22 protein-coding genes are annotated in these 19219 nt (G+C 44.6%); 14 read left to right on the plus strand and 8 right to left on the minus strand.

Annotated features, from left to right (window positions below):
* Window positions 1-85 precede the first annotated feature (85 nt).
* Window positions 86-1051: a zinc-binding dehydrogenase gene (locus HWX64_RS03730; protein ID WP_175987383.1), complete on the plus strand. Its 966-nt coding sequence runs from the start codon at window positions 86-88 to the stop codon at window positions 1049-1051.
* A gap of 627 nt (window positions 1052-1678) precedes the next feature.
* On the opposite strand, the gene HWX64_RS03735 is transcribed toward HWX64_RS03730, so the two are convergent.
* The 3 genes from HWX64_RS03735 to HWX64_RS03745 are packed head-to-tail and all read right to left on the minus strand — an operon-like array spanning window position 1679 to window position 5482.
* On the minus strand, window positions 1679-3055 hold the full coding sequence (locus tag HWX64_RS03735; protein WP_175987384.1) for a PTS ascorbate transporter subunit IIC: 1377 nt from the start codon (window positions 3053-3055) through the stop codon (window positions 1679-1681).
* Window positions 3056-3084: 29 nt separating this feature from the next.
* Window positions 3085-3351, minus strand: coding sequence for a PTS sugar transporter subunit IIB (locus HWX64_RS03740; RefSeq protein ID WP_032088202.1), 267 nt, complete (start codon window positions 3349-3351; stop codon window positions 3085-3087).
* Between the two features lie 19 nt (window positions 3352-3370).
* Window positions 3371-5482 (minus strand): BglG family transcription antiterminator, encoded by a 2112-nt coding sequence (locus HWX64_RS03745; protein ID WP_175987386.1) that lies wholly within the window; start codon window positions 5480-5482, stop codon window positions 3371-3373.
* 270 nt (window positions 5483-5752) lie between these two features.
* On the opposite strand from HWX64_RS03745, the gene HWX64_RS03750 reads away from it, so the two are divergent.
* From HWX64_RS03750 to HWX64_RS03780, 7 genes are all read left to right on the plus strand, one after another.
* Window positions 5753-6082, plus strand: a complete 330-nt coding sequence (locus tag HWX64_RS03750) for an HIT family protein (RefSeq protein ID WP_175987388.1) — start codon at window positions 5753-5755, stop codon at window positions 6080-6082.
* Between the two features lie 51 nt (window positions 6083-6133).
* Window positions 6134-6676, plus strand: a complete 543-nt coding sequence (locus tag HWX64_RS03755; RefSeq protein WP_175987390.1) for an N-acetyltransferase — start codon at window positions 6134-6136, stop codon at window positions 6674-6676.
* A gap of 40 nt (window positions 6677-6716) precedes the next feature.
* A complete protein-coding gene (locus tag HWX64_RS03760; protein WP_175987392.1) occupies window positions 6717-7760 on the plus strand; it encodes a serine hydrolase in 1044 nt (347 codons plus the stop codon).
* Window positions 7761-7827: 67 nt separating this feature from the next.
* Entirely contained in the window at window positions 7828-8445 is a 618-nt protein-coding gene (locus HWX64_RS03765; RefSeq protein WP_175987394.1) for a histidine phosphatase family protein, read from the plus strand.
* Entirely contained in the window at window positions 8435-8980 is a 546-nt protein-coding gene (locus HWX64_RS03770) for a GNAT family N-acetyltransferase (RefSeq protein ID WP_175987396.1), read from the plus strand. Before HWX64_RS03765 ends, HWX64_RS03770 begins: the two co-directional genes overlap by 11 nt.
* A gap of 22 nt (window positions 8981-9002) precedes the next feature.
* Entirely contained in the window at window positions 9003-9353 is a 351-nt protein-coding gene (locus HWX64_RS03775) for a cupin (RefSeq protein ID WP_175987398.1), read from the plus strand.
* Between the two features lie 30 nt (window positions 9354-9383).
* Window positions 9384-9635, plus strand: coding sequence for a hypothetical protein (locus tag HWX64_RS03780; RefSeq protein WP_175987400.1), 252 nt, complete (start codon window positions 9384-9386; stop codon window positions 9633-9635).
* Window positions 9636-9692: 57 nt separating this feature from the next.
* On the opposite strand, the gene HWX64_RS03785 is transcribed toward HWX64_RS03780, so the two are convergent.
* Window positions 9693-10784, minus strand: a complete 1092-nt coding sequence (locus tag HWX64_RS03785; RefSeq protein WP_175987402.1) for a hypothetical protein — start codon at window positions 10782-10784, stop codon at window positions 9693-9695.
* Between the two features lie 627 nt (window positions 10785-11411).
* Between HWX64_RS03785 and HWX64_RS03790 the strand changes: the two genes are divergently transcribed.
* Window positions 11412-12455, plus strand: coding sequence for an aldo/keto reductase (locus HWX64_RS03790; RefSeq protein ID WP_175987404.1), 1044 nt, complete (start codon window positions 11412-11414; stop codon window positions 12453-12455).
* Between the two features lie 41 nt (window positions 12456-12496).
* Here the strand turns inward: HWX64_RS03790 and HWX64_RS03795 are convergent, their stop codons facing one another.
* From HWX64_RS03795 to HWX64_RS03805, 3 genes are all read right to left on the minus strand, one after another.
* Window positions 12497-12880, minus strand: coding sequence for a hypothetical protein (locus HWX64_RS03795; protein WP_175987406.1), 384 nt, complete (start codon window positions 12878-12880; stop codon window positions 12497-12499).
* Window positions 12881-12954: 74 nt separating this feature from the next.
* Window positions 12955-13371, minus strand: a complete 417-nt coding sequence (locus HWX64_RS03800; protein ID WP_254871111.1) for an NUDIX hydrolase — start codon at window positions 13369-13371, stop codon at window positions 12955-12957.
* Window positions 13372-13659: 288 nt separating this feature from the next.
* A complete protein-coding gene (locus HWX64_RS03805) occupies window positions 13660-13836 on the minus strand; it encodes a hypothetical protein (RefSeq protein WP_175987410.1) in 177 nt (58 codons plus the stop codon).
* A 383-nt stretch (window positions 13837-14219) separates the two neighbouring features.
* Between HWX64_RS03805 and HWX64_RS03810 the strand changes: the two genes are divergently transcribed.
* On the plus strand, window positions 14220-14321 hold the full coding sequence (locus HWX64_RS03810) for a putative holin-like toxin (protein WP_175987412.1): 102 nt from the start codon (window positions 14220-14222) through the stop codon (window positions 14319-14321).
* Between the two features lie 207 nt (window positions 14322-14528).
* Here the strand turns inward: HWX64_RS03810 and HWX64_RS03815 are convergent, their stop codons facing one another.
* On the minus strand, window positions 14529-14993 hold the full coding sequence (locus HWX64_RS03815) for a DinB family protein (protein ID WP_175987415.1): 465 nt from the start codon (window positions 14991-14993) through the stop codon (window positions 14529-14531).
* 241 nt (window positions 14994-15234) lie between these two features.
* Between HWX64_RS03815 and HWX64_RS03820 the strand changes: the two genes are divergently transcribed.
* The 4 genes from HWX64_RS03820 to dnaN all read left to right on the plus strand — a co-directional run bounded on the left by HWX64_RS03820 (window position 15235) and on the right by dnaN (window position 19173).
* On the plus strand, window positions 15235-15762 hold the full coding sequence (locus HWX64_RS03820; RefSeq protein WP_175987417.1) for an ATP-binding protein: 528 nt from the start codon (window positions 15235-15237) through the stop codon (window positions 15760-15762).
* A gap of 165 nt (window positions 15763-15927) precedes the next feature.
* Window positions 15928-16398, plus strand: a complete 471-nt coding sequence (locus HWX64_RS03825) for a GNAT family N-acetyltransferase (RefSeq protein ID WP_175987419.1) — start codon at window positions 15928-15930, stop codon at window positions 16396-16398.
* Window positions 16399-16667: 269 nt separating this feature from the next.
* A complete protein-coding gene (locus HWX64_RS03830) occupies window positions 16668-17945 on the plus strand; it encodes a histidine--tRNA ligase (protein WP_175987421.1) in 1278 nt (425 codons plus the stop codon).
* A 97-nt stretch (window positions 17946-18042) separates the two neighbouring features.
* On the plus strand, window positions 18043-19173 hold the full coding sequence (dnaN, locus tag HWX64_RS03835; protein ID WP_175987423.1) for a DNA polymerase III subunit beta: 1131 nt from the start codon (window positions 18043-18045) through the stop codon (window positions 19171-19173).
* Window positions 19174-19219 lie beyond the last annotated feature (46 nt).

Raw genomic sequence — 19219 nt, forward strand, 5'->3', positions numbered from 1 at the left:
ACCTATTGCATTAATATGGAGATTAAGGAGGCTTGTCCATACTGAAAAGCCTCAAACTATAAATCTTTCAATTGGGGGAACCACCATGAAAGCTGTTATACAAAATGAATTTGGGGAAGCCGATGTACTGCATTTTACAAAGGTTGATAGACCGGTTCTGGGGGAACGCGAAGTACTGATCAGAACTGCTTACACAAGCGTCAATTACGCGGATATCAAGAAACGGAGAGGAGCGAAAGGTAAGGGGTCATTCCCTATGATTCTCGGGTTGGATGTATCGGGGACGATTGAAGAAGTGGGCCCTGCCTCCTCGTTTTCGGTGGGAGAACGCGTCATGGCTTTTCCCATGAATGGCTCTTATTCTGAGTTTGTAAAAGCGAACGAATTATTGGTTTTCAAGATACCTGAAAATGTATCGTTTGAACAAGCTGCAGCGATGCCGACTGTTTCGATTTTGTCTTATCTTTTGATACATGAAATCGGAGAAGTTGGAGGGGGAGACATGGTTGTGGTACACAGTGCTGCCGGCGGTGTCGGTTCCATGCTTGTGCAATTAGTGAAATTGGCAGGGGCGGAAAAAGTGATTGCAACGGTCGGCGATCTTAAAAAAGAAGGCTATGTGAAGACTTTAGGAGCTGACGTTGTTTGTACATACGATACTTTTATAGAGACCGTTTTAGAGCATACAGATGGACGAGGGGCAGACGTGATTTTCGATTCGGTTGCGGGAGAAGTGACGAGCAAGAGTTTGGACTGTCTTGCACTCTATGGCACGCTTGTGCAATTTGGCAACAGCAGTGGTCAATCAGGTGTCGTTAAGACGAGCGACGTTCACAGCAGCTGCAGGAATGTAAAGGGGTTCAGCTTAGGGACCACCAGGATACATAAGCCGGAACGGTTGAGGCCCGTGGCTGAGAAAGTGTTGGAACTCTTTTCTGCAGGGAAAGTGACGCTTCCGATTGCACGGATATTTGACTTGAGCGAAGCCGCCCTTGCGCATAAATTGGTAGAGAGCCGGGAGTATGAGGGGAAGATTTTGTTGAAGATTTGAATATACAGTGTTAACGATACTTCGCCATATAACGGTGCAGCCGCTGTGTTACGGTAGTATAGAATAAAACATTGAAGGGAGGAGAGGGACAGAGGGACAGGTACCCTGACCAATAGAACCGCAGATCTGTTTGGTATTTTTTGTTAAATTCAGCATAAAACAAAATAAGTCAGCATATATGATTAAAATTCAGCATAAATCCAAGTTTGTCAGCATAAATGGAGAAAAGTCAGCATAAATCGAACGGGGCCTCTGTTCTAAGTGGAGAAACCTGGGGGAGGGAGCGGTTATGAAGCTCCCTGCCAAACGATTCATTCCACTTTGCACGCTTTTCATTCCGCTTTTCTAAAATACATGCCACATTCCCAATTTACGTGCCACTTTTTCATTATTCATTCCACTTTCACCGATATTCGTTCCACTTGTCAAATAATCGTTAACGAGAGCCAAGCGGATCAAAAGGATAGGGACTACATGCTCCTCCAGAGAGAATTGCGTCTTGCCCCTTCGGCCAGGGAGAATGTCACATTCTCCGGTTACCACCAAGTAAAATACAAACACCTACTCAACCAAAAAAAGCCCCGCACCCCCCAAAAAGGGAATCACGGGACTCCATCAAATCAAGAATCAAGCGGCTTCCGATCCATCCGTTCCATTCTTGTCCTCACCAGCTTTAGATCTAAAGCCGATAAAGAACAACACCGCCAAAATCACAATGACAGCTGCAAACAGAACACCAGCAGAATCAAATAGTTTAACTAGATTACCAAGCACGATTCCGACAACACCGAAGTCAGCATCCCCGAATGTTGTTCCCTGGAACCCAAGTGAGCCCAAGACTGGCAGCAGTAGAGCCGGCAGGAAGCTGATCATGACGCCGTTTGCCATCGAGCCGATGATTGCGCCTCTGCGGCCGCCGGTTGCGTTTCCGAAGACCCCTGCCGCTGCACCTGTGAAGAAGTGAGGGACGAGTCCTGGGACGATAACCTTCAAGCCAAGCAATGGCAGGAAGAGCATGCTGACAAGTCCTGCAATGAAACTGAACAGGAAGCCGATGATGACGGCATTTCCCGCGAATGGGAAGATGGCCGGGCAATCAAGGGCAGGTTTTGCTTTCGGGACGATTTTGTCCGCAATCCCTTTGAAGGCAGGGACGATTTCACCAAGGAGCATGCGCACACCGGCCAGGATGATGTAGACACCAGCAGCGAAAGTGATACCCTGCATGAAAGCAAACACTAGGAAGTTCTGTCCTTCGCTCAGTTCACTTTCAACGAATGCGGGACCCGCCGCACCTGCGACGATGAAGAACAGGATGACCATGGTCAAGGATACGGAAACGGATGTATCCCTGAGGAAACCGAGTGATTTCGGCACTTTGATTTCCTCTGTTGATTTGGAACCTTTACCTACGACTTTCCCGACTGCGGCAGAGGCCAGATATCCGACAGAACCGAAATGTCCGATGGCAAAGTCGTCGGAACCCGTGACTTTGCGTGTGAATGGCTGTAGCATCGCCGGTGAAAGGACCATCAATGAACCGAGGATGATTGAACCGAGGATGATCAACGGCACACCGGAGAATCCTCCTGTCGTCAGGATGACCGCGATCAGGCAGGCCATGAACATCGTATGGTGACCGGTTAAAAAGATATATTTAAAAGGACTAAAACGTGCAATCAGAATGTTCACGACCATACCGAACAGCATAATCATCGCTGTCTCCGTACCGAAGCTTTCCTGGGCAAGTGCTACGATCGCTTCGTTGTTGGGGATGACCCCGTCGACCGCGAAGGCTTCGTTGAACATGCTGCTGAATTGGCCAAGTGACTGGACAAGCACGTTTGCTCCCGCTCCAAGGATGACGAAGCCCATCACAGTTTTCAATGTTCCGGACACGACATCCCCGGAATTTTTCCGTTGTGCAAGGAGTCCGACGAGGGCAAAGAGCCCGACAAGGATTGCAGGTGTACCCAAGATGTCATTCATAATGATATCAACCATTTATATCGCTCCTTCGTTTGAAAATGTGACTAGATATTTTGTTCCAACGCAGACTTTAGTTCGTTTTTATCCATCAGGTTCTTCAGTTTCACGACATTTTTGCGGCCGTCTTCAAGGCTTCCGACAATATCTTCGGAGCCGATGAACAGGTCAGCCTGTTCCGTCTTCGCCGTTGTCAGATCCGTATGGGAAACCTCTGCTTCTTTGCCCATGTCCTTAAGGGCTGCTTTAATATTCATCTCCACGATCATGCTGCTTCCTAATCCATTTCCACATACCACTAATACTTTTTTCATGTTAAGTTCCTCCTCTAATTTACACTTCAATTGTTTGGTTTATTAAGTCGATTACGGTGTTTGCGTCTTCTGCTGAAATTAACTTGTCTACATTCGATTCATCCGATAAGAGTTCTGTGAGCTGAGCCAATGCTTTTAAGTGGGTTTGATTATCGATTGCCGCCAGCACAATGATCAGCTGGGCACGATGCTTTTCTTTTTCGGAAAAATAAACAGGTTCTTTGAGCCTCAGAAAACTCATCCCCAGCTCTTCAACCCCTGTTTCAGGCCGCGCGTGGGGGATGGCGATACCCGGGGCAATGACGATGTAAGGGCCTAATTCCTTTACGTTTTCGATCATTGCCTCCACGTATGATGATCTGATTGAATGCTGGTCGATCAGCGGCTGGGCTGCCACCTCGATGGCTTCTTCCCAACCCTTTACTCCGTCTTTCAGCTGTATTGTTTCTTCTGTCAGTAATTCATTGAGCATAGGTTTTCTTAGCTCCTTTATCTGGGGAGTTTTTTGTTCCAGGAAGCGGACCAGTTCATGCTTCAGCTCTTCTTCTTGATGGACGTCCGCATGGCGCTTGATGAGGTCCATGAGGTGATCGGTCATCGCTTTCCCTGGTGCATTCGGATCGAACAGCTCATTCATCCGCTGCATGACTCGTTCCTTTTCAATATTCGTCAGGATGGCGGGAACATGGATGACGGGAATGTCCTTTGTTTTTATATAATTGGTTGAAAAAATAACGTCCGCTGCATGATGCTTCGTCTGGTATTCCCTCATCGAAATGGTGGCGGTCACGTTCAGGCCTGCGATCAGATTCTCCAACTGGGTCCTGAGCATATTGGATGTCCCGATCCCGTTCTCACAAACGATGATGGCCCTGTACTTTGTCTCGACCGTCTTTTTTTCTTTTGACAGCCAGCCGCCGAAGTGAAGGGTGATATAGGCTGCTTCCTCTTCCGGGACTCTTTTGCCGAGATATAGTTCCAAATGTCTGATCACCCGCTTGGTCAAGTGAAAAATGTCTGGGTAGGTCTTCTGGATGCTGCCGGCCAGATCATTAACGATATGGAGCCCGTATTTTAGCCGGTAATAAGTCGGCTTGATATGGGAAATCAGGTTTTCTTCCAACCCGCGCCGGTCATCGAACACAACGCAGGAATACAGCTGGAAATCATCAATCATATTACGGACGACTTCCCGGAGTCCTGATAATTCCTGCTCGGTGTAGTGATCAAAATTATCATGCTGGACTTTCGAGCCGAGCAGATTCATTGTGATGAAGCAGATTTCATCTACAGGGAACGCAACCCCCTTGTACGATTCAAGTTTATGGGTGATAAGGGTGGCGGCCTTGAAGGCGTCCGTTTGCTTGAGCACCTCTTTTTCCTCCTGGGGCACCTGGATGAATTCATCAAGTTCGATCCGCTTCATGATCATGAGGATCTGCAGCGAGAGAATCTCGATCATTTCATCCGTCAGCGTTAATCCGAGATCACTTTCCGCTTCGAAAAGAATTTCCCTCACCACGCGTCTCTGATCGGTTTCACTCGACCAGGTGGCAGCTTCCGGATGAATCATCTTGTATACCTCATTCCGGACATTCTGCCAATCTTCATTCGAGAAGATGGTTGCGAGAATGGTGGAGAGCATCGTTCTCTTTGCCTCCTCGGAACCCCGCAGACGGTAACCGGAACCTTTCTGATAATACAGCTCCAACCCTGCGTCCTTGAACTCCTGCTTGATTTCCTTGATTTCCTTCGCAATCGTCCCGCGGCTCATGCTGGTCAAGTCCATGAAGCTTTTCATCGTTGCGTCCTGCTCTTCCAGTAAAATCTTCGCCTTGATCAGGACTTCGCGTTCCTGCTTCGACAACTGATACTGCCAATCTTCAAAACTCTCATCCTGCTTCAGCATCAGTTTCGATTTCGACTCAGGGGGCAGGAACAAACCCTGTCCATGCTTACTGTCAATAGGTTCTATCTTCTGAGTCCGAAGCCAGCTGTTGATCTGATCGAGATCATAATAGATGGTCCGCTGGGACAAATTCATCCTTTCGACCAAAACCTTCGTCGGAACGGGCTCAGCCGATTGTTGAATGATGGATAATAAGTGTGCACGTCTTTTATCCAATACCATGAGGATCCTCCTTGCTAGTTGTCTTCTGGTATCATTTTTGCATTTTTATATTCTTGAATTGTTTGATGATCATCTTATGAATCTAGTATATAGGCTATTTAAAAGGGATGAAAGGGGTTTCAGTGTGCAGAGTTTGTTTGTTTGTTTTTGCAAAATTGAACAGTTAGTTCGGTTTGGCCATAAAACAAGGCATAATGTTGATTAAATGATTGTGAAAGAGTCAGCATTTTGAAATAATTGGTATATAAAATCAACCAAGGGAGTAGAGATATGACCAGCGACTTTTATTGTGATGAAGTACTAAGCGGAAAAACCGAAGTAAATAGAGTAGTAGAGACAGACAATGTACTGGCCTATCATCATACCCGGCCATTTTATCCAGTACACATAGTAACCATCCCGAAGAGACATATTTCCTCTTTAATCACGCTGGAGGACTGTGATAACGAACTGCTGCTCGAACTGATGGGAGTGATCAGAAAGGTTGCGGCCTGGGTTACCGAGGAACACGGTGCATGCAGGGTGATTACCAATTTGGGGAACTATCAGGACTCCAAACACCTGCATTGGCATATTGTTTCCGGGAAGGCGGTAGGATGATGAAGATATTTAAGAGAAGGTAATGAAAAAGGGAATGGAGTTAACGGATCAATGATAATAAAAATGATACCAACCCACTGGAAAACAAGCAGACTTACCATCAAAGACATGACCAAAGATGAAATCCTGCGCGTCCAAGAACTATACGAACAAGGAAGCTACACCCACCAATGGGACGGCGGCAACCTGGATCACGAGTATGCTTCCCGCTGTTTTACCGATGGTGACTTGCCGCCTAACGGGACGAAAGCTCAATTTAATATTCAGGTGATCCGGCTGAAGGATAATGGGCACCTTGCGGGATTGCTGACCACCTATCACGGATACCCGTCACCTGAATCCTTTTACATCAACTATCTGTATATCGATAAGGAGTATCATAGACAAGGGCTGGGGCAAGAAGTCGTCCGTGAACTCATACGAATCGTGAAGCAGGCTGAATATCATGAGGTACGGGCTAATGTTGCAGTGAAAAATTGGCCAGCTCTCAGGTTTTGGACGGGGCAGGGACTTGATACCATACAGGGGATTTATGGAGATAAAGAATACGGGGTGGATCAGTACGCTGATATAGAGCTGGTAAAGTTTTTGTGAAAATTATGACCAAATAAAAGATGAAGGGACCAACAGTATAGTGATACATAGTAAAAATATAAATCCTTCTTTCCTGCCCGTATTAGATCACGTCAACAATACGTACAGGAGTGTGATCTGTTCAGGCGCATCTGCTTTTATCATTCATAAAGATTCCCTCGTTTTAGAACAGTATATTGGGGAACAATCCGCTGCAAAAAATGCTAGAAACGTGCAAGAGGATACACAGTTCCATGTAGCTTCAGTAAGGAAAAGTTATATCGGTTTTGCAGTGGCATGGGCATTGTATTATGGATACATAGACAGCATTGATGATTCGGTTAGAACCTATTTACCCGAACTTGATGAGACTCTTTGGAGAGATATCAACATCAGACATTTACTGACCCATACACATGGGTTGAAAGAACAGAGAGGTAAAACATATCAAGAGTTTGCTCCTGGCTCAAACTGGTCATATAAACAAATTGGCATCGAAGCGCTGACTAAAATAGTGAAAAGAACAACGACTAAATCAGTTTCTGAGATTATCCATGAATCGGTCTTCATCCCTTTGTGCTTTATCGAGTCCAATTGGTATTCAGAAAAAAGCAACAAGCTGGTTGATGTGATCTTGCGATATGAAGGGGATGAAGATTGGTATACAAGTGAAAGCACGGAAGGAGACAAAATGAACATGTATGTATCGGCCAGGGAACTGGCCTACTGGGGGTACTTACATTTAAAGAAAGGAAAAATAAATGACAAACAAATCGTGCCCAGAAAAATGATAGAAATGGCCACGGCTCTCCAAAGCCCGAGCAGCCTTCCGAAAGACCTGCCGCAAAATGGGTTCTTATGGTTCGTGAAAGGTTTACCTGCCCAAAAGACAGAAATCGGCCACCTTGTTCCGGAAGGTTCTTTTCAAATTCTCGGATTTACAAATGTCACTTTATTAGTCATTCCGGAAGAAGACCTGGTAGCAGTCCGGATGTTTAATAGTTTTGGTTCTCCGGAGGGGTATGATTACTTGGCGGATGTACGGTCGTTTGGTGATGAGGTGATGAGGTGTGTGACTGAAGCCAAGGTGAAGTCGAACGTTTAGTTATTCAGGAACAATCAAATTTACATCTGATTTTACGTATAGTTCAAATTTTTCTTGGAGGGGAAATATGAAAACCTGCATCTACATGGTAAGACACGGGGATTCACCGAAAGAAGGAAATGAAAGAACACGAATTTTATCCGATAAAGGATTACAGGACGCTCATCGAATTACCGAGATACTAAAAAGAGAAGGAATCAACACGGTTGTTTCAAGTCCATATATCCGTTCGGTGTTGACGGTTGAACCTTTGGCTAAAGAGTTGGGGCAGGATGTAATCGAGATTGAAAACCTGAAAGAGAAGATTACATCTGCTGAAGACATCCGGATATCAGATCAAGAGCTGATGCCTTTACTTACAAAATCTTTCTCGGAACCCCATTTTGCTTTAGAGGGGGCGGAATCCAATGCTGCATGCCAAAAGCGGGCCGTTGAAGCCTTAAAAAGTCTATTAACTACTTATTCAGGTCAAAAAATAGCAGTGGGTACTCATGGAATCGTTATGACTCTGATGATGAATTTTTATGATGAAAAGTATGACTTGGACTTTTTACACAGCACGTCTAAACCGGATATTTATAAAATGACGTTTGATGGAGAAGAATTAGTTGACGTTCAAAGATTATGGAAGGACGTTGAGGATGCTTCTAAAGCAGGATATGGAGGAGATCACCATGATCGTTAAAGAAAGAGAATACACTGTATCTGGTTTGCGTTACATAATAAGGTCCGCCACACTCAGGGACGCGAAGGCACTGTCTGAAGTAAGGCTCCAGATCGATGGAGAGACGGAAAACATGGATAGGGAAAAAGGGGAAGCCTTTATAGATGAAGAGGGATTTAAGGAAGTCCTAAAAGCAGATTCGGATTCTTCTGCCAATCTATTTCTTGTAGCAGAAGCAAACGGCAGGATTGCAGGGTTTTCAAGGTGTGAAGGGAACAACTTGAAAAGAACGTCTCACAGAGTGGAGTTCGGAGTTGGGGTATTAAAGGAATACTGGGGACATGGGATAGGAAAGAACCTCCTACAGGAGTCCATCCTCTGGGCTGACTCGAATCACATCAGAAAGATCTCGCTGAGTGTACTGGAGACAAATGAAAAAGCGATAAAACTTTATAAGAAACTTGGTTTTGAAGTGGAAGGTATTTTAAAAGATGACAAGCGGTTATCCGACGGAAACTACTATCATACCATTGTGATGGGAAGGATCCATCAGTAGACAAACCAATCGGGAGGTTCCAATGAAAATCTATCAATTTACCAAAGATGCAGGAAAGAAGATCACGCAATTTGATTCTGACTTTATCATGTCGCGCATTACAATTACCGAGAAACCAGCCCATATAGGATGCATGCATCTCGATGAAAATGGGGTGATTGGTTATCACCACGCAGTCGTGCCGCAGCTTCTGCTGATTGTTAACGGAGCAGGATTGGTTCGAGGGGAATCAGAAGAATTCATCAAGGTCCAGAGCGGGGATGCGGTGTACTGGGAAAAAGGCGAATGGCATGAAACAAAAACCGAAAATGGTCTGACTGCGATTGTGATAGAAAGTGAAAAGCTGGATACTTCGTTTTTGAAGGTTTTATAGAAAAACAGTTTCACAAAGGGAGGGAAAGAAGTGGAGAAACTTTTAGTGAAAACAGGGATTTATTCATTTATTATTTCGTTTTCCTTGTTTGTCGTCTTTTTAAAAAGAGAAAGAAACATTGGTTTTGAAGAGGAGACAATATATGAAATCACGCCATTTCCTGAGTTCTTCTTTCGAATCTTCAGGTATTCTGTCATCATTTCAATCATTGCGGCCGTTGTTGCCTTTTTATATGTATATTATCTAAAGGATGAAATTTCTGAAAATAAGGCCGAGGATTAAATCCAAAATCGTGATGCAATAAAAAAACACAGGGACGAATCTCCTGTGTTTTTTACATTATTGATAATTAACAACTGCAGGACTCGGGTCCATCTTCAATACGTCTTCGGGCGTCAGTACCGGCTGGTCTTTATCATAAAAGATCTTGAATCCGCCATACTGATTCGGTTCATCCCGTATGTACTTCTTGTACAGGGTCTGTTTGTCCGCAGCGGGTCCCCAGCCGTCAAAGTTGATGGCGACCTCGGTATTTTCTGTCGGTTGAATCGCGTCTTTATGCGTCAGTACGTGACCGGTGAACTGGTGGACGAGTACGAGTTTGTCGGGCAGGTTGTTCTTCTCGGTCAGCTCCGATACATACTCGACTGCCTCCTGGATTTCCCTTCCGTCCACCTGCCCGAGATCCTCGCCGGGTTTCTCGCCTTCAGCGACGTGGAATTCCGTATCGATCGCCAGGTGAACCTGCGGGTGCTTCAGCCATTTCTCGACCATTTTCACCTGATTCATGACGGTGTCGGTTCCGAGCTGGATATCTAGGATCACCAGTGCGTCATGCTTTTCGGCTAGCTTCACATACGTTTCGATATTCTCTTCAGACGTCATCCTGACATAATCTCCGGCTGGTCCCGGCTCATTTTGAGCCATGGTCGTGATCAGCTCAATCGTCGGAACCGCCGGGCGGTCGGGATCGGCGTCTGAGTAGGCCTGTGTCTGTTCCTTCAGTTTCTTCATGAATTCTTCAGGCTCCATTGTGCCCAGAATTCCCATGTTTTCGGACTGCGGCGTACCGTAGTAAGTGACGAGCCGATGATCCTTTAATGGTCCGTTTGAGGGATCTTTCACTCCGTTAGCCAGCGTTTCACCTACTGGTGTTTTCCGTTCGGATTTATCATCCTTCTCTTCCTCTTTTGTCAGTCGTTCCTTCAGTGGGACAGCCTCTTCAGACGGCTCCAGCGGTTTGAAAGGCTGTTTAGGTTCTTCTTTTTTCTTCTGTTCCGTTTCTTCATCCTGTTCTTTTTTCTTTTCCGTCTTTGATTTGTCCTCTTCTGAAGACGTTACTTCCTTCCCGGTCTTCTCTGAAGGAGAAGGATTTGTGCACGCCCCCAGTATCAGTAACGCAGACGCAAGGGCCAGCGATATTTTCTTCATTCCCACACACCCTTTCGCAATAGAAGAATATGGAGGACTTTAACACATTTTCCTTAACATGAAACCTATGTTAACAGATTGATAGGAACTTTTAATCTTACCGTTACTGCTACTCGTTGATACGTTCGGAAGTAGCGTAAAACTAGAAACGAGGATCTATACCATTCGTTAATACACGTAAAAAATGAAGATCTGGCAGCGACTTAGAAATCGGATGTGAACATTTTCAGGGCCAGGTCCAAGCCACGTTATAGTTTAGAATCATTCTCAAAAGATCATATATTTTGATTTAGGATCGTATTTTTCTGATTAGGATCATAAATTTTGAATCAGGATCGTATTTTCAAGAAATGGATCATAAATCTTTAAATAGGATCGTATATCACCCAAGCCCCTGGATCGGGGACATAAAAGCTACACTTTTTACGGGTAACTGCTGCAATTAAAGCAATAGAATCTAATTTTAATGACAAAACAAAGGGAAGCACCCAATTTTGGGTGCTTCCCTTTGTTTAACCGCTTCTTCCCTATACTTTTATTATACCAAATAAACCCAAAAATGTTCAGTCTATTTATTCGACTATTTATTCATTATAGTGAAAAAGAACAAAAGAGGAGGGTGTATGGATGATTTCTGGTTATGCCACGTTGAAGGGAACAAGTGAGTATCTGATTAAGTCCGGAATGCCTTATCGAAAATCGCCTGGGTTCTGCGCTCCGCCGATTGCGATGGGCACTCATCTTGGCGAGATGAATGAGGAAGACTCGGCACTTTACCGTGAAGGGATCGAGTACGGTCTGCTGAATGGATTGAACTTCATCGATACAGCCATCAATTACCGGGGGATGCGATCTGAACGGGATGTCGGCCATGTGTTAAAGTCGTTGATCCAAAGAGGCACTATCAAGAGGGAAGAGGTGATCGTCTCCACAAAAGCGGGCATCATACCCGGGGATATTGAAGCAAACCTGGTCCCGGCTGATTATCTGAAAAAAGTCCTGCTGGATGGCGGCATCATCAGAGAGTCTGACCTGAACATTGTCGACACCCACCGCCACGTACTGGAACCTGATTATTACCGGTTTGCCATTGAAAGAAGCAAGAAGCATCTTCATCTTGAAACCATTGATCTTTATTATATCCACAACCCTGAGATATCCTTGATGACACTGGGATCGGCACGTTTTTATCAGCAACTCGAATTGCTTTTTTCCTTCTTTGAAGAGCAAGTCCAGACAGGCAACCTCAACTATTACGGCTTTGCTACGTGGTCCGGACTCCTCAACGCTCCAAATGAAGACGGCTATATTTCAATCGAGGAAACCGTGAACACGGCAAAAAGAGTGGCAGGTGAGGCGCATCACTTCAAATTCATTCAGTTTCCTCTGAATAAACAGATGAATAAGGCCATTAAAAATCAGAACCAACGCGTACATGGAAAGTGGCTGACGATTATCGAAGCAGCACAAGAGCTCGGGATCCATTCAACCACCAGTGCCCCATTCAATTTGGGCAAAGTGTTCGACGATGGAAGTGACCCTCAATCCTCGTTAATTGACGTTGCTCGGACCAACGGCGTTTTCTCAACGATGGTGGGAATGAAGAAGGTTGAGCATATCAAAGAAAACATTGGGGTCTTCAAACATAACCCCGTTGTCAAAAGACGCTAATCATGCAAAAAAGCTCAGTTCAAAATACCTGAGCTTTTTGATTATTCTTGAGGTTTCAGATTAAACGTTTCCCTCTTTCCATCCCACTCTACAGTCACCGTGACCTCTGTATCTTCACTGATTTTACGTCCGGACGGGTCCGTTTTCTGGTTGTGTCTGATTGAGCCGTTCTCATCCAGCCTCAAATCAGAACCGCCAAACCCACCGACACTCTCGACGGAATAACCGACATCACCGATAGACTCAACATCTTCCCCTGTATATTTCAGTACAAAATCCTGCTTTTCAAAATCACTTGACTGATTCACTTTAAGCTCTCCCTGCCAATGATCGGAATCCCCGAAAAAACTGAAATCCTTGGCGCCGCAAGCCGTTAATAACAATAAAGCCGAGAACAGAAGCATGGTCACAATCTTTCTCCTCAAACGCATCCCCCTCTTTCTTTATAAAAAATAAAGGCTTACTGTACACTATGTCGTCATTGCTGGTAAAAGAAGGGTCATCTCTGCCGTTCAGCCGCCTCCAGAATCTCCTGATAAACCCCGTTCCACCCCTCATAGTAATGAGACACTTCCAGCGGAATAATAAACTTTCTCTCAGCAGACTCATACTGCCCCTCAAACTCATGCAATTGATCAATATCCATCCGGTAAAAAACTTGATACCCTACTTTAGGGTAGGGACCATCTTCATCCCAGACGGGGTTATCACTGTGGTCGACGGTGATATGACCTAAAAGGAAGAGGCTTCCAGACACATAGCCTTCTTCATAGGCTTCGCGTTTAATACACTCTTCAGGGGTTTCGCCTGCCTCGATGTGACCACCGGGAAAATCCCAGCCCCGGTGATTTAAATTGACCAACATCAGGCGGTCATTCTCAAAACAAAATCCATGAACGCTGGTGATCTGTTCTATGGGAGGGAGCTGCGAGCGTCCCGCCAACCGGCTTGGAGGGAATCAACGAATAAGTGATCTCCAAAGAAATTACCTCCCGTCCTTATCCTTGAAAAATATGTATCTAGCATTAATGAAAAACAATGTGCCAAAGAAAAACAATGCCACCGAGATTCAGCTTGAAATGGCTGAATACTCCCCTTTCAAGACAAATTCACTGATCAAATTTACAAAAACCATCAACGCCATCACGGCATACATTCCTTTTACATATTTCACTCTGTTCCCACCTTGTCGATAAACATTAAATTAAAAAATCGTATGAAACGACCAGACAACAAGAAAGATGCTGGCGATTCCCCAGGCAGTGGTCCCCATGATCCACCATATAATTGATTGCACCGTTTTTATCTTTCTTTTTATAAAAATAAGACCGGCAAATCCGATGAAAAAGAAACCAACTGTAAACCAAAGCAAGAAGTCCATTCGACATCCATCCTTTCTTCGGAGTCATGTATCATGCAGCAGATGCAGAAAACTGCCAGCACAGAGGGAGATTGTCCCTTGGTGATAAGTGATTGGAGAGATGAGATGAGGTCTGTTCGTTCTTGTTTTTTGAAATGAAGGAAGTAAAAGTTAGAGCAGAGGAGAGCGCTGAAGCGGAAATATGGAATGAATCGTCCAAAGAATCATTTCCTTTCACATATATATTCTACCATAAGATTCCATATTTTTTATTCTGTTCCCCTTACTAAATAAACAGTATGGTTCCTTTGATGGAATATAAAAACCGAACGCATGTGCTATAATGAGGATACACAACATAAAAAGTTGACGGGGACAGGGCTCATACTCCCAGGAGAAGGGAGGTGATTCGCTATATGATTGCTGTCGGAGAGGCGCTGCAAATCATGATAGGATTTGGAACACTGATCGTAGCCATAATCGCGGTTACACAAAAAAAGAAGTAACCATCGTCCCCAACGCTCATGAGGTTCATTGATGATTACTTCGATTCTGTTGACTCATTGTGAGCCGCTGCACGTCAGGTGCAGTTTATGTTGTGGAGGAGTCCTGATGGCAGTCAGGGCTCCTTTTTTTAGTTTACTTTACTATCTTTATTATATACATAATCCGGCGAGTGAGTAAAGAAACGAGTTTTAACGCAGGTGTTGGATTTATCGATGGGATGGCCAGGATCCCTGCATTTTTCTCAGCTGGATGATTTGCCCGGTATGATAAGCATCGTGCAGCATTATGTCCAGTAACTTTCTTTCAAGCCGTTCAATGTCGCTTTCAGACAGTGTACTTACGGCCTGCCTTAATAGTTGTTGTGCATTTTCGGCACGTTCCACGACCTTTATCCATTCTTGATCTTGCTCCTTTTGATCGGTGAGAGTAAATGTTTCATCACCATCCAAGTGATGGGCCCATTCGCGTCCTTCAAGCGTTGCAGCCATTCTTTCCTTGTAATACACGAGATGATTTACATTCTCCCAAATGCTTTTCGCTGCTTCTCCTGACGGTTTCCACATCGCCTGCCCCGCAGTCAGTCCTGTGACAGCTTCCTTCAACGGTGCATACCAGCTCTCTTTATCGTAAGTGGAATCCAGTCCATATAACAGAAAGTCCCTTTGTTTCAAACCCATCTCCTCCTTAATATGATACTCATAACTATTTCAAGATTTATGGAAGAAACCCTTTTCTTTTTTATTGAGGATGTGAGGATAGTTTGAAATAATTGGAATAAGAATGTTGTGATGGCCTGCCCCCGCATGCAGGGAGCAGGCACGAGTCCGAGCACACCGGGAAAAATAAGACAAGAAGGCTTTGTGCAGAAATGATGGCGGCTGATGAAATAAATCATAAACGGGGGATGTCCAGATGTTTGAAGCGTTTGATTTTGACGTGATTCTTCGCGAACGAAGCGATGTGGCCCCTTTGGTGGTCATGATGTGCGGTGTGGCTGGCTCAGGGAAGACCACGTTTTCAAAGCGGTTGGAGAAGGAAGGTTTTGTAAGACTCTCCATTGATGAAGAAATATGGGCGACCAGGGGCCGGTATGGGGTTGATTTCCCCATTGAGACAATCGAAGAATACAAGAAAGAGGCAGAAAGGACATTACGCACCCGTTTAATAGAGTTGATTCAAGAAAAACAACAGGTGGTCATCGACTTCAGTTTCTGGGACCGGGTAAGGCGGGAGAGATATAAGAAACGTATAGAGGATTGCGGCGGTAAATGGAAACTCATTTATTTGAAGGTGCATCCTGATGATTTACGTAAACGGCTTACTCTGCGTAATCAACGTTTTGACGCCAATTCGTTTCCGATTTCAGAAGAGTTATTGACTTCATATCTTGAAGGGTTTGAAATTCCCGAGGGAGAAGAGGAAATAGTTGTAGAGAATTAGAGAGGCTGGTCCCGGAAAAGCCCCATCGTTTAATTTTTATCAGATTAATAATGGGGACCCTGTGTTAAGGGACAGTCCCGAATTTTTAAAGGATTTTCAGACATATGATTCCTGGCAATAATGTCTAAACAATAAGGTTACAATTGGTTGGAGGAAGGTGCCAGCATGTATCAAACAAGATGGATTACTAAAGAAGAAACCGCTATAGTGGCAGACTTCTGGTTCAAGATGGCTTGTGAGATGGGAGAAATTGATGGAGTCCCGAAGCCGGATTTGGAGAGGCTGGAAGAAGTGAAAAGCCTGTTTTACAATGAATTTGAATCAGGCAGATTAATGTTCAGGGTTGCTGCAGACCGCAGTGGAAAGATTGTTGCTTGTGCAGGGGGGCTCGTCAGAAACGAATATTCATTTCCGCTGGCGAAAGAGCAGACTCTATTTGGCTGGGTGATTGCTGTATATACGGAAAAAGACCACCGTCGTAATGGCCTGGCTTACACGTTAGTGGAGGACATCTGCTTGTGGCTCAAACAAAAAGGGGCTGACCGCGCAAGGTTGTGGTCGAGTTCCGCTGGGAGAAGGGTGTATGAGAATATGGGTTTTGAAAAGATGATGGATATGGTAAAGCCGCTTACTTAGAACTAGTGGGTCTGAAATTTACCGTGGCAGGGGTCAGATACCGATTTAGATTTGTATTGAAATCTTAATTGTAATATAAGAGGTGAGTAACAATGGTTAATGTCATACCGAAATCATTTTTACAATTACATCATCATATCGAGTAACCTTGCTATCCGATTTTTAATGAATCGTTAATAGGAAGGTTATTTCTCATGAACCGCATTTGATTAAGTTATCACTTATATCAGGTGCGGTTTTTTATTTTACCAAAAAGGAGAGAAAAAGAGATGAAGAAGATGGATTATCAGAATGTGAAAGGGACACAGGATTACCTGCCGGGTGCGGAAGTGGTGAGGAGGAAGATCAGGCGCACACTAGAGGATGTGTTCATCCAATACGGATGCAAGCCGCTTGAGACGCCGATCTTGAATTACACGGAGCTGCTCGCTTCGAAGTACGGGGGTGGAGCCGAAATCTTGGAGGAAATGTACACACTGTCTGACAGAGGCGAAAGAGACCTGGCGCTCCGGTATGACCTGACGATCCCTTTTGCAAAAGTAGTGGCGATGAACCCCGGACTCAAGATGCCTTTTAAACGCTATGAAATCGGCAAGGTGTTCAGGGACGGCCCCATCAAGGCAGGGAGGTTCCGCGAATTTACCCAGTGTGACGTGGATATCGTCGGGGTGGACTCTCAGCTGGCGGAAGCAGAATTGATGACGATGGCATTGGATGCTTTCAGAAGGCTCAATTTGAACGTCGTGATTCAATATAATAACCGGAAGCTTTTGACGGGAATCCTTGAAGTGTTCGGTATACCGGCGTACAGGATCAATAAAGCTGTGTTGATCCTTGATAAGCTTGAAAAAGTCGGAGTCAAGGCTGTAGTTGCTGAATTAAGGGAGCTGGAGGTGCCAGAAACAGCACAGCGTTCCATCGAACGGTTCCTGACGGATGAAGCCAACAGAAGCCTCGATTATTTCGAGCCTTACGCGAGCCGGAATGAACTCGTGAAAAAGGGACTGGAGGAATTGCGGGAGATGATGAAAATCATCAATTATCTGGGCATTAACGGACAATGTATTTTCAATCCGTTCCTTGCCAGGGGACTGGAACTCTATACAGGAACCATTTATGAGTTGTTCCTGACCGACGGTTCGATCAAATCAAGTATCGGGAGCGGCGGGAGATATGACAATGCCATCGGAGGGCTCCTGGGGACGGATGAAACTTTTTCGACTGTCGGCATCTCTTTCGGACTGGACGTGATCTATGCAGCGGTCAGCGGAAACCAGACAGCCCCTGAATCAGAGCTGGATTACTATGTGATTCCAGTTGGTATGCAAAAGGAAGCCTTGCTCTTGGCGAATGATCTGAGAGCCGATGGTTACAAAGTGGAATGTGAAATGAGCAAAAAGAAGCTGGGGAAACTCCTCGATAGGGCAAATAAAGAAGGGATGAAGAACGTCATTATTATTGGAGAGGATGAGGTAAAAGAAAACCGGTATAAGGTGAAGGATATGGTGACGGGGGGAGAGAAGGTTTATTCATATAAATTTGAATGAAATTTTGGGACAGGGGACCTGTCCCCGTGGTTATAAAAGGATTAATAGTGAACATTGTCGAATGTTGTTAATAGCCATAAATTGGAGTGATCGACAAATGGAATTTATCATAGAGAATGAATATTTTAATAGAGCCATATCCGATGTTCATAGAGCAGTATCCATGAAAACACCTTTTCCTATTTTGACGGGGATTAAGATTACTGCTGATCAAGATTGCGTGACCCTTATAGGGAGCAATTCGGATCTTATTATTGAAAAAGTGATTCCTTTGAGTATAGATGGCGTCAAAGTATTGGATGTTATTCAACCTGGCAGTGTTGTACTGACGGCAAGGTATTTAAGTGAAATCGTGAAGAAATTACCGGGTGACATCCATGTGGAAGCGAATGAGAAACAAACCGTTACCCTGAGATCCGATGAAATAGTTACCAGCCTTAACGGTATTCATGCTGAAGAATATCCGAGTCTTCCGGAAATGGATGAATCCAATCAAATGAGAATCCCCGGTGTTGATTTAATCGAAATGATTAAGCAGACCGTGTTTGCCGTAGCAAAGAGTGAAACAAGACCAGTATTGACTGGAGTCAATCTGTCATTCGATAAAAACCATCTTACTTGTGCGGCAACGAACTCCCATCGTTTAGCATTAAAAGAGCTTACAATCGATTCAACCATTACCGGTTCATTCATTGTCCCCAGTGCCAGCCTGAATGAGTTTGTGAAACTGTTTCAGAATGAATCTGGATACATAGATCTATTCGCTACGGCCAGCTACATGGTCTTTAAATCCAGCAAAGCAACTCTTTTCACACGGTTGATTGAGGGGAACTATCCTAACGTATCAGTGCTGATACCCAAAGATTCGAAGACAATTGTCACGAGCGACACGAAGCGATTATTAAAAGGAATCGACCGGGCTTGTCTTTTTGCAAGTGAATGGAAAAATAACAATATATTCTTAGAAATAAAAGATGGCATGAAAATGAAGATTTCATCTAACTCTTCAGAAATAGGGAGAATCGAAGAAACTCAAATGATCAAGAGTATGGAGGGAGAGGGGGAATTAAGCATCTCCCTGGATGGAGATTTTCTGATGGATGCTTTAAAAGCGGTAAAGGAGGAAGAGATACGATTAAGTTTCGGAGGGTCCATGAAACCTGTGCTGATTGAACCTGTTGGAAATCCTTCTTATCTGCATCTCATTTCTCCGGTTCGGTCTTATTAAAGACTAGATTGATATGGTTATAACCCGGGGTTGGTGGATGGGCACC

Source organism: Bacillus sp. Marseille-Q1617, assembly GCF_903645295.1.
GTDB lineage: Bacteria > Bacillota > Bacilli > Bacillales > Bacillaceae_B > Rossellomorea.